Raw genomic sequence first — 12,378 nt, 5'->3', positions numbered from 1 at the left:
TACAATAGGAAAGATGTAAGGAGGTACGTGAATGTCAAAATATACTGATTATCAATTCAAGCCATTTTTGCAGGACGCCATTGCAAAGCTTGGATTTACAGAGCCGACACCCATTCAAAAAGAAATGATTCCACTCGTATTAAAAGGTAAGAGTGCAATCGGACAAGCTCATACAGGTACAGGAAAAACACATAGTTTTTTATTGCCAATCGTAGAGCGTATCGTAGAAGAAAAACAAGAAGTACAGGCGGTTATTACATCGCCGACACGTGAACTGGCACAACAAATTTTTGATGCGTTAAACCAGCTTGTTGAAGGAACGGAAATTTCAACAAAATTATTTATCGGTGGTACGGACAAACAACGTACAATCGACCGTTTAAAAACACAGCCGCAAATCGTTGTAGGTACACCTGGTCGTATTAAAGATTTGGTTAAAGAAAATGCATTGCTCGTTCACACTGCGCCGATTTTAGTTGTCGATGAAGCAGATCTGGCATTTGACATGGGCTTCATTGAGGATATTGACGGCTTTGCGTCGCATATGCCTGAAAAGCTTGAAATGTTCGTTTTCTCAGCGACAATTCCGGAAAAATTAAAACCATTCTTAAAGAAATACATGGATTCACCAGTCCATATTCATATGAATGACAAACGCCCGGTAGCGGAAGGTATTGATTTTGTATTAGTACCTGTTCGTTCGAAAGCACGCAATACGCGTTTACTTGAAGTGATTAAGGGAATCAATCCATTCCTTGCTGTTATTTTCTGTAACACACGTAAAAATGCAGAAGCTGTAGCAGGATTTTTAGCAGAACAAGGTATCCGTGCAGGACAAATCCACGGTGATTTAAGTCCTCGTGACCGTAAAAAAATGATGAAGCAAGTACGTGATCTTGAGTTCCAATATATCGTAGCAACAGATTTAGCTGCGCGTGGTATTGATATTCAAGGAATTTCGCATGTCATCAACTACGAAATCCCGGAAGATCTTGAGTTCTTCATTCACCGTGTTGGACGTACAGCACGTGCCGGCTCAAAAGGAACAGCGATTACGTTATACCAGCCGGAAGATGAGGATGCAGTTGTACGCATCGAAAAAATGGGAATCCCATTTGTACAAAAAGATATTAAAAATGGCGAATGGTCTGAGTTAAAAGACCGTCACCAACGTGCAAACCGTAAAGGTGAGCGTAAAGAAGATGAGATCGATGCTAAAGCCAAAGCCCTAGTACGTAAGCCGAAGAAAGTTAAACCAGGCTATAAACGTAATATGAAGTGGGAAATGGAAAAAGTGAAAAAACGCGAACGCCGTATTAAAGCGCGCCGCAACAATAGATAATTTTGCAAGGGGCTGCTTAGAAAGATATTTCTACGCAGCCTGTTTGTTTGTTAAATGGAGGAAAGTAGAATGTTATTAGGTTCACATGTTTCAATGAGCGGAAAAAAAATGCTGCTAGGTGCCAGTGAAGAAGCTTTAAGCTATGGTGCCAATACTTTTATGATCTATACAGGCGCACCTCAAAATACGCGCAGAAAGCCGATTGAAGAGCTGAATATTATGAAGGGCCTGCTCCATATGAAAGAAAACGGCCTGTCGAACATTGTTGTTCATGCACCTTATATTATTAATTTAGGGAATACGACAAAGCCGGAAACCTTTGAGCTTGGCGTAAACTTTTTGCAGGAAGAAATTAAACGTACCGCTGCATTGGAAGCAACTCAAATCGTGCTGCATCCGGGTGCCCATGTCGGTGCAGGCGTTGATGCGGGTATTGAACGTATTGTAGAAGGTTTAAATGAAGTGCTGACACAGGACTACCCTGTACAGATTGCACTCGAAACAATGGCAGGCAAAGGCACTGAAATCGGTCGTACATTTGAAGAGTTGGCACGTATTATCGATGGTGTAACAAACAATGAGCGCCTGTCGATTTGTATGGACACTTGTCATATCCATGATGCCGGCTACGATATTGTCAATGACTTTGACGGTGTGTTAAATGATTTCGACAAAATTATCGGGTTGGACCGTTTAAAAGTACTGCACGTCAATGATTCGAAAAATGTGTGCGGCGCTGCGAAAGACCGTCATGAAAATATCGGTTTTGGTGAAATCGGTTTTGATGCGATGCACTATATTGTCCATCATCCACAGTTAATGCATTTACCGAAAATATTGGAAACACCATTTGTCGGTCCGGATGCTAAAAACAAAAAAGCGCCATATTCACACGAAATTGCGATGCTTCGTAATAGTGAATTCCAACCAGCATTAATTGATGCAATGCGCGAATAATAAGAATAAGAAAAACATACTTGGCACAAATTTGATGCAAAGTATGTTTTTTTGCGTTTTTTATGACATAATTTGTTATAATGAGTTAACTGTAAATTAGCAATATTCAAAAGGAGGAACCAGTTAATGAAAAAAATATTTCAGCTCGTCATTTTATTAGCATTATTCTTTTCATTGCCTATCCAAAGTTTCGCATCGGTCAATGGTGCGGTTACAACGCATTTAGGGAAAAGTAATGCAGCGGTGACGATACGTGACGCGGAGAGCGGGAAAATCGTTTACTCGCAAAACGGGGACAAGCTGATGCGACCAGCTTCGAATATGAAGTTAGTGTCAGGTGCTGCCGCATTGTCGATTTTAGGAGAGGACTATCGTTTTAAAACGAATTTTTATATCGACGGCATTATTGTCAACGATACGTTAAATGGAAATGTATACATAAAGGGCAGTGGCGATCCGACATTGAAAAAAGATGATTTTTTGGAGTTTGCCAAAGTATTGAAGCGCAATGGTATACGTACAATCAATGGTCACTTAATCGGTGATGATACCGCATTTTCCGGAAGTACATTACCACCGGGTGTTCTAAAGTCGGATGAGACGTATTACTTCGGTGCACGTACTTCTGCAATCACAATGTCACAAAACAATGACTTTGATGCGAGTACAGTTATCATTACTGCAAATCCTGGTAAAGTTGGGGCTAAACCGAGCTATTCGATTGAACCGAATTTAAGCGGTATGGTCATTTCCAATCAAGCAAAAACAGTAAGTAAAGGAAATCGCAATACGATATCAATCAAACGTGCCTACAACACGAACCGCATTATTATTTCCGGAAACCTTCCACAAGGGAGCAGCAAAAAGGAATGGGTAACATTGCAGGACCCGTCGAAAAATACAATGCAGGCAATTAAACAGACGCTGCAAGGAACAGGTTTAAAGTTTGTGAAGAGTTCGAAAGTAGAATTAGGGAAAGTTCCCCAAAAGGCAACATTGCTCCATACAAATGAATCACGTACGTTAGCAGCCATTTTCCCGGCATTTATGAAGCTGAGCAATAACAGTATTGCCGATATTCTTGTAAAAACAATGGGCAAGCAGCAACTAGGGGAAGGCAGTACAAATAAAGGTGTCACTTTACTGAAGAAATACAGTGCATCAATGAATATTCCAGTGAATAACTGGCGTTTTGCAGATGGTTCGGGACTATCCAATTCTAACCGTGTAACATCAAACGGTCTTTCACAGCTTCTTTACAAAGTTCAAAAAGAACCGTATTTCGGTACATTTTTTGATTCGTTGCCAGTCGCCGGCAATAAAGATCGCATGATTGGCGGAACACTAAAAAGCCGTTTAACAAGCAGTGCGTTGCAAAATAGAATTTATGCGAAAACGGGCTATATCCCGAATGTATATACTTTATCGGGATATATGAAAGGCCAAAGCGGAAAACAATATATTTTCTCGATTTTACTGGAAAACAAATCGAATGGCACAGTATATATTGACCGTACTATGGCAGCGCTTGTAAAGAACTTATAGAGGGGCAAAACAGATGGAGAAATTACTATTAACAGGATTTGAACCGTTTTTATCAAATCCGATTAACCCTACAATGGAAGTCGTGCAGGCACTGAACGGAAAATCTATCGGCCAGTTTGAAATTGTTGGCCATGTATTATCTGTGGACTTTGCAAAAGCACCGGAACAGTTTATGGCACTGGTCGAAGAAGTAAAACCGACGATAATCGTTTCATTAGGATTAGCTGCAGGCATTACGAAAATTTCTCCGGAACGGGTTGCATTGAATGTAAAAGACGGGGAAAAAGACAATGCGGGAAATAGATTTGAAGATGCACCGATTAAAGAAGATGGGGACGTTGCGTATTTGTCGACATTGCCGATTCGCAAAATTGTCAACCGCTTAAATTCTGCAGGTTATCCGACAGCCATATCGAATTCAGCCGGAACGTATTTATGCAATAATATTATGTATGAAGGCTTGTACTATGCTGCTAAGAATGAAGCGATACGAGCAACAGGATTTATCCACATCCCTGCATCGTTTGAGCTGGCGATTAAGCATGGCCGAATTCCAGGCTGGTCAATGCGTGATTTGACGGCTGCCATTGAACTGGCACTCGAAGTATGTGTTGAAAACGTGGAGCTGGCAGATAAAGTGCTTTAAGTTAAATTCATTATCAAATAGTAAGAAAAGCAACAGTACAACTGTTGCTTTTCTTTTTCATATTATATAAATTTTTACAATCCGACTAGCTTCATCAATTTTTTATAGCGTTTATCCCCAAGCAGCTTATGAATTTTTTGTAAAACCTCTTTTGGAACGCCGGTAAGAGCCCAGCTTATATTGGCATGCTTCAAAATTTTTTGCAGCTTCTGAACTTCTTCAATGCTCAATTCAAGCCCCTGTTGTTTTGCAAAATCCTGCAGCTGGCTGTCATTCATTCCTTTTAAGTTATCAAACCATTGTAGCATTTGAATTGTCTTCATCCTTTCAAGTTTATTCCCTTTACATGAACAAAAATCTGCATTATACTAACATGATGTAAATCGTAATGATTTTGAATTAGAAAGAAGCGAACGAAATGAAAAAACCATTGATTGAATTGAAGGATGTTTCCTTTCAATATGAATACACACAAGCATTGAAAAATATTTCGCTACGTGTCAATGAAGGCGACTTTTTGGCGTTAATCGGTCAAAACGGTTCCGGAAAATCGACACTATTGAAATTAATTTTAGGACTGTTAAAGCCCATGTCAGGGGAAATTAAATTATTTGGCGAACAAGCAAACCATTTTAAACACCGCGAATGGATTGGCTATGTTTCGCAGAAATCCAATGCCTTTAACTCGGGGTTTCCTGCAACCGTCGAAGAAGTCGTGAAAAGCGGTTTATCGCAAAAGGTCGGGCTCTTTAAACGCTATCCAAAAGATGCGGACTTTCTAGTGAAAGGTGCTCTAAAAGATGTCGGCATGGAGAAATTTCTAAAACGGAATATTGGTCAGCTTTCCGGAGGGCAGCAGCAGCGTGTGTTCATCGCACGTGCATTAGTGTCCGATCCGAAGCTCCTTATTTTGGATGAACCGACAGTCGGAATTGACCGCGAAAATGTGCAGGCATTCTATGATATGCTCGCACATTTAAATAAGCATCACAATATGACAATGATTTTAGTTACACACGATGTGGACACGGTTTCGGATCGTGTCAGTCATGTCGCATGCTTAAATCAGTCGATCCATTTTCACGGATACAAAAATGATTTTGATACGATTTCGGAAGAACAGATTGCTAGCTGGAACGGCCACTCTGTTCGAAAGATTCATTAAGAGGAGCAGGCCGTTATGATTGAAGCTATATTAAACTATGAATTTTTACAAAACGCCTTTTTCTCAGGGCTAGTTATTGGAGTAATCGCACCACTATTAGGTGTATTTATCGTAGTAAGACGTTTATCGCTTATTGCAGATGCACTGTCGCATGTCACTTTGGCGGGGCTTGCAGGGAGCCTGTATTTGAGCCAATCGTTTGCAGCGCTGGCATTACTGAACCCGATTTATCTAGGGATTGTCGCATCTGTAAGTGGTTCGATTTTAATTGAACGATTACGTAGACTATATAAACATTATGAAGAACTTGCGATTCCGATTATTATGTCGGGTGGAATCGGTGTGAGTGCCATTTTTATTTCACTTGCAAGCGGATTTAATGCGGATTTAATGAGTTATTTATTCGGCTCTGTATCTGCTGTATCACGCCAGGATTTATATGTTGTACTGGCAATTGCAGTCGTAGTTGTATTATTTTTAATACTATTTTTTAAAGAACTTTTCGTATTGTCGTTTGATGAAGAATATGCGAAAGCGAGCGGTTTACCCGCGAAATGGATTCATCTAATCTTTATGGTTGTTGTCGCACTCGTAATCGCAGCAAGTATGCGTATTGTCGGAATTTTGCTTGTTTCAAGCTTAATGACATTACCGGTAGCAGCAGCGATGCGATTAGCTCGCGGCTTTAAAGAAGCAATCATTTTAGCGATTGTATTTGGAGAGCTGGCCGTAGTAATTGGACTCGTTTCTGCCTTTTACTTAAACTTGGCACCAGGTGGAACAATTGTTGTCACATCCATTTTAATCTTGCTGTCAGTAATTTTAATAAAAAAACTTGTGTTGAAATTAACTATTAAATCGGAAGGGGAAAAAGTACTGTGAATGCAGCGCGCGCGTGGGAAATATTAAAGGAAAATGGCTATAAAAAGACGGATAAACGAGAGTTGATTTTGGGTATGTTTGCAGCTACAGAAAAATATTTGACTGCCCGTGATTTGTTATCGGTATTGAAAAAAGATTTCCCTGGGATGAGTTTCGATACAATTTACCGTAACTTGGCTACTTTTGTGGAGCTTGATATTTTAGAAGAAACAGAATTAAACGGTGAGCGTAATTTCCGTATGCATTGTGAGTCGGATCACCATCACCACCATTTTATTTGCCGTGATTGCGGGAAAGTAAAAGAACTGTCTGTTTGCCCGATGGAAATGCTCGGTGAAAAACTGCCGGGTTATGCTGTGGAGGCCCATAAATTTGAGATTTACGGGAAATGTCCGGAATGTTTGTAGGTAGCTGTAGTAAATATTTATTTGCATAATTTTTTTTATATGCTAAAGTGATTAAGACAAATTGAATAAATTTGCAGGAAAAAGATGCATTATGCATAAATGGGAATTCGGTGCAAATCCGAAGCTATATCCGTAACTGTAAGCGTTGATGAAAATAAGTGTGAGACCACTGCTAATATAGCGGGAAGGTACTTATGAGTAAAGTGAAACGCAGAGCCAGGAGACCAATCTTTTTCTTATCGTAACATCCCTCTTCGGAATTAAAGAGAATGTACGGCAGTCACTGATTGAATAAGCAACATTTTGCATTCTTGTTTGATTTTTGAAGCCATCCATTTTCTCATGGGTGGCTTTTTTTTCGTACACTCAATATTTTCGGTGAGGCATTACATGAAGTGAGGAGAATTTTATGAAAAAGGATATCCGTTTTTCCTGCTATCCGTTTATGCGGGAAAAATCAAGCTGTGTCGATTATGAAATTCGCACCGATTCTTTAACAACGCGCATCGGTACAGTTTTTCCAACGTTAGTCGATGATGCATCCGGTCAAGTCGTTTTGGAGGACTTGAGGGTGATTCAACCGTTAGCCTATCATGCCAATGGTTCGGTACGTGGTAAATTAGCCATTACACCTGAGGATTTGCAATGGTTAAGCGACCGCTACGATTTTTATGTAAGTGAAGTCGGGGAAACGATTCAGCAGTTTGTACTTCCACAAGGTATTGAAAGTGCAGCGAGATTGCATATTTGCCGGAGTGAGGCGAAAAAGTCTTACAGAGCATTACATAAAGTGAGTGAAGAAAGAGAAGTGGATGAAATTCTGTTTGATTTTCTAGGGCTGCTTGCCAATGTATTTTTTGTAATGGCGGTCTATATCAATCAGCAGCATCAACAAGTGGAAATTCCATTTATCTCAAAATCCTATCCAACGAAAAAGAAAAAAGGAGTTACAACAAATGAAAATTAATAACAAATGGGTCGTTGCTTTAGCAGCAACATTATTACTGGCAGCATGTGGATCAGATGAGGAAAAAACAGCTGGCAAAGCGGAAAAAGAAGAGCAGACTGCATCGGAAAATGATGGAGCACCGTATACAGTTGTAGATGACCGTGGTGTTGAAGTGACATTCGATGAAGTACCGGAAAAGATTATTTCTCTACAGCCAAGCAATACAGAAATTTTGTTTGAACTGGGCGTTGGAGAACAAATTATCGGTGCAACAGAATTTGATACATATCCGGAAGCCGCACAAGAAATTGAACGTGTGTCGACTTCTACTGTCATTAATGCAGAACGAATCGTTGAATTAGATCCGGATGTCGTTATAGCTTACACAATCGGTGAGGAAACACAAATTACCCAATTGGAAGATGCAGGTTTAAAAGTGTTTGTAATTGCTTCGGCGGCGACATTTGATGATGTTTATTCGGATATTATCCAACTGTCTGAAGTAATGGGTGTCGAACATAAAGGAGAAGAAGTTGTAGCCGACATTAAGGCACAAATCGATACAGTACAGGAAAAAACAGCGACACTTGATACGAAGAAAAAAGCATATTATGAAGTGTCACCAGCTCCGGATCTTTGGACTACCGGCAGCAGTACGTTCCAGCAGGAAATAATGGACCACGCAAATGTTGAGAATATTTTTGCTGATCAGACGAGCTGGATTAGTGTAACGGAAGAAGATGTCATTACTCGTAATCCTGAAATTATTATTACGCCAGCAACTTATTTGGAAAATGCAGTTGATGAGATTCTTGGACGTACAGGCTGGGATAAAATACAGGCAGTCACAGATCAGGCGGTTTATTTAGTCGATGGAGATATTATGTCGCGTCCTGGACCGCGTATTGGTGAAGCAGTTGAAATTATGGCACAATCAGTATATCCGGAACTGTTTAAATAAGTATAGAATAGAAGGGCATGCCTTAGTTTAGGCATGTTCTTTTTACAATGTTTAAGGAGGGATACCATTGATTTTTATAACCGGTGGTGTACGCAGCGGTAAAAGTGCTTTTGCAGAGAAATATGCAAGGCAATTAGGTGATAAAAAGACGCTCTACTATGTCGCGACAGGCGTATCCTTTGATGATGAAATGAAAAAACGGATAATCCGCCATCAGCAGGACCGTGAAACTCAGAACATCAACTGGAACACAGTGGAAATGCAAGTCGAAGTTCCTTTAGCGATCGGGCAGCTATCTAATGATGCAGTTGTGCTTTTTGAATGTGTGACAACATGGCTTTCGAATGTACTTTATACATATGAAAAAGAAAATGAAAATAGCGAATATATCGATAAATGTATCGAATCGCTGCAAAAGCAATTGCTAACTTGGCGGAAGCAAGGTGCTACAATAATAGTTGTATCAAATGAAGTGCTGGATGAATTGCCTTCACAATATGATGAGGTAAATTTATATCGTAAATTGTTGGGTGAGTTACATCAATGGATTGTCCAAAATAGTGATGAAGCATATGAAGTACAATTTCAGCTTGTACAGCGGTGGAAGTAAGGAGGAAACAAGTTGAAAAATAGTTGGAGCGGTTTTTTATTAGCGTGGCAGTTTTTTTCGGCAGTGCCGATTAAGAAACAGCTGGATATGAATTCGAAATCTGTTACATGGATGTATGGATTTTTGCCGATTGTCGGATTGCTGATTGGAGCCATAATTAGTAGTGGTGTATTGATACTATCTCGCTATAGTGAAATTTCGGAGCTGCTGTTGGCGATTTTGATTGTTATCGGGTTGATCGTCCTGACCGGGGGGCTGCATTTAGACGGGTGGATCGATATGAGCGATGCGTTCTTTTCCTATGGAGAAAAAGAGAAACGGCTGGAAATATTAGATGATCCACGTACAGGCGCTTTTGGGGTTATTAGTGTTTTTTGCTTACTCGTATTAAAAATCGGCGTTATTTATGAAATGCTGTTGCATGGTCAATTGGCGATTGTGCCGTTTTTAATCTTCATTCCCTTTATAGCGAGAATGGGGATGCTGCTATATTTTGTGACGATGCAGCCAGCAAAGGAAAAGGGACTCGCTGCTTATTTTAAAGGGATCGTCATTCAAAATAAGCTTGCTGTTTTAATCGGCGTTCAAAGTATCCTTGCATTTGTGTGCTGGTTTTACATTGGCGTTTTCAGCTTGTTTATTTTAGTGGTCGTGATGCTGTTCGCCGTATTTATTTATCGCAATTGGTCAAAGAAACATTTTGGCGGTGTAACAGGTGATTTACTCGGTGCACTCGGTGAAGGGTTGGAGGTTGTACTATGGCTAACGATATTACTGTGCATTTAATCAGGCACGAAAAAACGAAAGCAAATGTGGAGCGCAAATATATTGGCTGGACAGATGAGCCGATACTGAAAAAAGTGGAAGCCGAAATCGATCTACAGCCTGCTATTGTATATGGGAGCGATTTACAGAGATGTCATGAGACTGCACAATGTTATTTTCCGAATGCTGAATTTATCGCATCTCAATATTTGCGTGAGCTGCATTTTGGGGACTTTGAAATGTGTACATATGAACAATTACAGCATAATGAAACATACCGGGCTTGGATTGATGATCCGCTTGAAAACCCGATCCCGAACGGAGAAACATTTTTCCAATTCAAGCAGCGAGTATTGGATGGCTTTCATAAGATTGTAAATGAAAAGAAGGAATATACGTTCATCGTACACGGAGGAGTAATTCGATTATTACTTGCCATATACGGAATGAAGGAGCAAACTTTTCAGCAAACAGTGGCCAATCATCGTACGATTTTTACACTTGGCTGGGATTCGGTAGATGAACTCATAGGAGGTGCGAGATGTACGTTATACTCGGAGGCGCACATAACGGTAAACGAAAATATGCAGAAAAATTGATTGAACAGTTACCTGCAAAAGAACTGATTGTTTGTGAAGGCCACTTGGCAAAACTTGAAAATATAAATGAAAACGAGCGCTACATAATAAGTAATTTTGAACAAATGATTTTACCACTTCTTCATGAACCGGAAGAAAAGGCTGCCCAGCAAATTTTCGAACAGATTATACAAATTGCAGAGCGGGCAGAACTGTTCTGTATTTGTACAGATACGAGCCGCGGCGTTGTACCGCTTGAAAAAGACACACGGCAATTAAGAGATACATGCGGCCGGCTTTATCAGAAGCTTTGTAATGAAGCACATACAGTTATTCGTGTATGGTACGGCATACCACAAATTTTAAAAGGAGATTCTCATGGACAAAACTAAATTACGTTTAATTATTTTAACAGCATTGATTGCGGCAATTTGTGTGATTGGGAGTTTTATTAAAGTGCCGGTAGGGATAGTCGGAACAGCTGCACTCGATTCTGCCCCCGCTCTTATTAGCGCAATCTTTCTACCGCCAGTTTTTGCCGGCGCGGCAGGAGCACTCGGACATATCGCGACAGGTCTCACATCCGGCTTTCCGCTAGGCGTTTTACATCTTTTAATTGCAGCGGAAATGTTTATTATCGTTGCGATTTTTGCGATTATGCATCAAAAAGGCCAACATATTTTAAAATGGATCTTTGTAATAATCGCAAATGGGGTCATTGCACCAATTCCGTTTTATTTTATTATTTCTCCGGCATTTTACATCGGCTCGATTGCCTCATTAACAATTGCTACAGCTGTGAACTGTCTTATCGCGATACTTGTCATGCCTGTATTGAAAACGGTGGTGCAGCGGGTAGGGGTTAATGTATGAGAAATGCGATTGAAGTTAACGGGTTAGTCGTATCGATTGATAATTCGGGTTGTATCGGCACAAAAGAGCACGATATTGTAAATGTCCCAAATGAAATTACCGCTTATTTTACCGCTCGTACGGCTATTTTAGAGCAACTTTGCGCGGGTGCAATACCGGTACAGTTATTAATGGCCAACTTTTCAGGCGATGATATCTGGACAGAATATGAGCAAGGTTTTAAAAAGGCATTTTCCGAAATGGGGCTGGAGATGCCTTCTTTAATGGGCTCGAGTGAAACGAATTTTCAGTCGCTTCAGTCAGCTGTCTCACTCACGATGCTTGGGAAAAAGCAATTCGCACGAAATACGAACCATTGCGAGTTCTATGTTGTCGGCGAACCGCTTGTCGGAAATGAGGTGATAGAAAATCCCCACAAAATAGCCCAGTTAGATGAGTTATATGAAGGACTGGTCAACGGTATGATTCAAGCAATATGGCCAACAGGTTCTAAAGGAATCGGGGCAGAAATAATACGTTTTGCCGGAGAAAATTTTACAGCTCATGTCGATTTAACCAGCTCTGCAGGTCCATCATGTGCGGTGTTAGTTGCTGTGAAAAAAGAGCATGAAGAAATTTTCAAAACTAACATGACAGCACCTGTTAGTAAACTTGTAAAAGCTAAAAAATGATTGTAAGAAATTTGCTCGAAAACTAAT

16 protein-coding genes and 1 riboswitch are annotated in these 12,378 nt (G+C 40.2%); of the genes, 15 read left to right on the top strand and 1 reads right to left on the bottom strand.

Annotated features, from left to right (window positions below):
* The first annotated feature begins 31 nt into the window (after positions 1 to 31).
* The 4 genes from M3166_RS08210 (at position 32) to M3166_RS08195 (ending at position 4,490) form a co-directional block, all read left to right on the top strand.
* Entirely contained in the window at positions 32 to 1,342 is a 1,311-nt protein-coding gene (locus M3166_RS08210; protein WP_251689064.1) for a DEAD/DEAH box helicase, read from the top strand.
* Positions 1,343 to 1,411: 69 nt separating this feature from the next.
* On the top strand, positions 1,412 to 2,299 hold the full coding sequence (locus M3166_RS08205; protein WP_251689062.1) for a deoxyribonuclease IV: 888 nt from the start codon (positions 1,412 to 1,414) through the stop codon (positions 2,297 to 2,299).
* Positions 2,300 to 2,425: 126 nt separating this feature from the next.
* Positions 2,426 to 3,844, top strand: a complete 1,419-nt coding sequence (gene dacB, locus M3166_RS08200) for a D-alanyl-D-alanine carboxypeptidase/D-alanyl-D-alanine endopeptidase (protein WP_251689060.1) — start codon at positions 2,426 to 2,428, stop codon at positions 3,842 to 3,844.
* 13 nt (positions 3,845 to 3,857) lie between these two features.
* On the top strand, positions 3,858 to 4,490 hold the full coding sequence (locus tag M3166_RS08195) for a pyroglutamyl-peptidase I (protein WP_251689058.1): 633 nt from the start codon (positions 3,858 to 3,860) through the stop codon (positions 4,488 to 4,490).
* A 74-nt stretch (positions 4,491 to 4,564) separates the two neighbouring features.
* Here the strand turns inward: M3166_RS08195 and M3166_RS08190 are convergent, their stop codons facing one another.
* Entirely contained in the window at positions 4,565 to 4,798 is a 234-nt protein-coding gene (locus M3166_RS08190; RefSeq protein ID WP_251689056.1) for an isopropylmalate synthase, read from the bottom strand.
* Positions 4,799 to 4,908: 110 nt separating this feature from the next.
* Here M3166_RS08190 and M3166_RS08185 point away from each other — a divergent pair, with 110 nt between their 5' ends.
* The 11 genes from M3166_RS08185 (at position 4,909) to M3166_RS08135 (ending at position 12,351) form a co-directional block, all read left to right on the top strand.
* Complete coding sequence (locus tag M3166_RS08185; RefSeq protein WP_251689055.1) at positions 4,909 to 5,655, top strand: metal ABC transporter ATP-binding protein; 747 nt, start codon at positions 4,909 to 4,911, stop codon at positions 5,653 to 5,655.
* Between the two features lie 15 nt (positions 5,656 to 5,670).
* Positions 5,671 to 6,537: a metal ABC transporter permease gene (locus M3166_RS08180; RefSeq protein ID WP_251689052.1), complete on the top strand. Its 867-nt coding sequence runs from the start codon at positions 5,671 to 5,673 to the stop codon at positions 6,535 to 6,537.
* Positions 6,534 to 6,944 carry a Fur family transcriptional regulator gene (locus M3166_RS08175; protein ID WP_251689050.1) on the top strand — a complete coding sequence of 137 codons (411 nt, stop codon included), beginning with the start codon at positions 6,534 to 6,536 and terminating at the stop codon, positions 6,942 to 6,944. Before M3166_RS08180 ends, M3166_RS08175 begins: the two co-directional genes overlap by 4 nt.
* Positions 6,945 to 7,009: 65 nt before the next feature.
* Positions 7,010 to 7,191: riboswitch (cobalamin riboswitch) on the top strand.
* 162 nt (positions 7,192 to 7,353) lie between these two features.
* On the top strand, positions 7,354 to 7,911 hold the full coding sequence (locus M3166_RS08170) for a hypothetical protein (RefSeq protein ID WP_251689048.1): 558 nt from the start codon (positions 7,354 to 7,356) through the stop codon (positions 7,909 to 7,911).
* Positions 7,901 to 8,854 (top strand): ABC transporter substrate-binding protein, encoded by a 954-nt coding sequence (locus tag M3166_RS08165; protein ID WP_251689046.1) that lies wholly within the window; start codon positions 7,901 to 7,903, stop codon positions 8,852 to 8,854. The genes M3166_RS08170 and M3166_RS08165 overlap by 11 nt, the downstream gene beginning before the upstream one ends.
* Before the next feature lie 67 nt (positions 8,855 to 8,921).
* Positions 8,922 to 9,464: a bifunctional adenosylcobinamide kinase/adenosylcobinamide-phosphate guanylyltransferase gene (locus tag M3166_RS08160; RefSeq protein ID WP_251689044.1), complete on the top strand. Its 543-nt coding sequence runs from the start codon at positions 8,922 to 8,924 to the stop codon at positions 9,462 to 9,464.
* 12 nt (positions 9,465 to 9,476) lie between these two features.
* Positions 9,477 to 10,250, top strand: coding sequence for an adenosylcobinamide-GDP ribazoletransferase (gene cobS / locus M3166_RS08155; protein ID WP_251689043.1), 774 nt, complete (start codon positions 9,477 to 9,479; stop codon positions 10,248 to 10,250).
* Positions 10,223 to 10,828, top strand: coding sequence for a histidine phosphatase family protein (locus tag M3166_RS08150; RefSeq protein ID WP_251689041.1), 606 nt, complete (start codon positions 10,223 to 10,225; stop codon positions 10,826 to 10,828). The genes cobS and M3166_RS08150 overlap by 28 nt, the downstream gene beginning before the upstream one ends.
* The gene (locus M3166_RS08145; RefSeq protein WP_251689039.1) at positions 10,771 to 11,199 is read left to right on the top strand and encodes a bifunctional adenosylcobinamide kinase/adenosylcobinamide-phosphate guanylyltransferase; all 429 of its coding nucleotides are present in this window, start codon (positions 10,771 to 10,773) and stop codon (positions 11,197 to 11,199) included. Before M3166_RS08150 ends, M3166_RS08145 begins: the two co-directional genes overlap by 58 nt.
* Positions 11,186 to 11,680 (top strand): ECF transporter S component, encoded by a 495-nt coding sequence (locus M3166_RS08140; RefSeq protein ID WP_251689037.1) that lies wholly within the window; start codon positions 11,186 to 11,188, stop codon positions 11,678 to 11,680. The genes M3166_RS08145 and M3166_RS08140 overlap by 14 nt, the downstream gene beginning before the upstream one ends.
* Positions 11,677 to 12,351 (top strand): hypothetical protein, encoded by a 675-nt coding sequence (locus M3166_RS08135; RefSeq protein WP_251689035.1) that lies wholly within the window; start codon positions 11,677 to 11,679, stop codon positions 12,349 to 12,351. The genes M3166_RS08140 and M3166_RS08135 overlap by 4 nt, the downstream gene beginning before the upstream one ends.
* Positions 12,352 to 12,378 lie beyond the last annotated feature (27 nt).

The organism is Solibacillus isronensis (assembly GCF_023715405.1).
Taxonomy (GTDB): Bacteria; Bacillota; Bacilli; order Bacillales_A; family Planococcaceae; genus Solibacillus; species Solibacillus isronensis_B.
This window is presented reverse-complemented; position numbering and strand designations above follow the sequence as displayed.

Bases quoted from the DNA above. Each gene is read 5' to 3' on its own strand.
- M3166_RS08210 (WP_251689064.1), top strand. From the start codon at position 32: ATGTCAAAATATACTGATTATCAATTCAAGCCATTTTTGCAGGACGCC.
- M3166_RS08205 (WP_251689062.1), top strand. From the start codon at position 1,412: ATGTTATTAGGTTCACATGTTTCAATGAGCGGAAAAAAAATGCTGCTA.
- dacB (WP_251689060.1), top strand. From the start codon at position 2,426: ATGAAAAAAATATTTCAGCTCGTCATTTTATTAGCATTATTCTTTTCA.
- M3166_RS08195 (WP_251689058.1), top strand. From the start codon at position 3,858: ATGGAGAAATTACTATTAACAGGATTTGAACCGTTTTTATCAAATCCG.
- M3166_RS08190 (WP_251689056.1), bottom strand. From the start codon at position 4,798: ATGCTACAATGGTTTGATAACTTAAAAGGAATGAATGACAGCCAGCTG.
- M3166_RS08185 (WP_251689055.1), top strand. From the start codon at position 4,909: ATGAAAAAACCATTGATTGAATTGAAGGATGTTTCCTTTCAATATGAA.
- M3166_RS08180 (WP_251689052.1), top strand. From the start codon at position 5,671: ATGATTGAAGCTATATTAAACTATGAATTTTTACAAAACGCCTTTTTC.
- M3166_RS08170 (WP_251689048.1), top strand. From the start codon at position 7,354: ATGAAAAAGGATATCCGTTTTTCCTGCTATCCGTTTATGCGGGAAAAA.
- M3166_RS08165 (WP_251689046.1), top strand. From the start codon at position 7,901: ATGAAAATTAATAACAAATGGGTCGTTGCTTTAGCAGCAACATTATTA.
- M3166_RS08150 (WP_251689041.1), top strand. From the start codon at position 10,223: ATGGCTAACGATATTACTGTGCATTTAATCAGGCACGAAAAAACGAAA.
- M3166_RS08145 (WP_251689039.1), top strand. From the start codon at position 10,771: ATGTACGTTATACTCGGAGGCGCACATAACGGTAAACGAAAATATGCA.
- M3166_RS08140 (WP_251689037.1), top strand. From the start codon at position 11,186: ATGGACAAAACTAAATTACGTTTAATTATTTTAACAGCATTGATTGCG.
- M3166_RS08135 (WP_251689035.1), top strand. From the start codon at position 11,677: ATGAGAAATGCGATTGAAGTTAACGGGTTAGTCGTATCGATTGATAAT.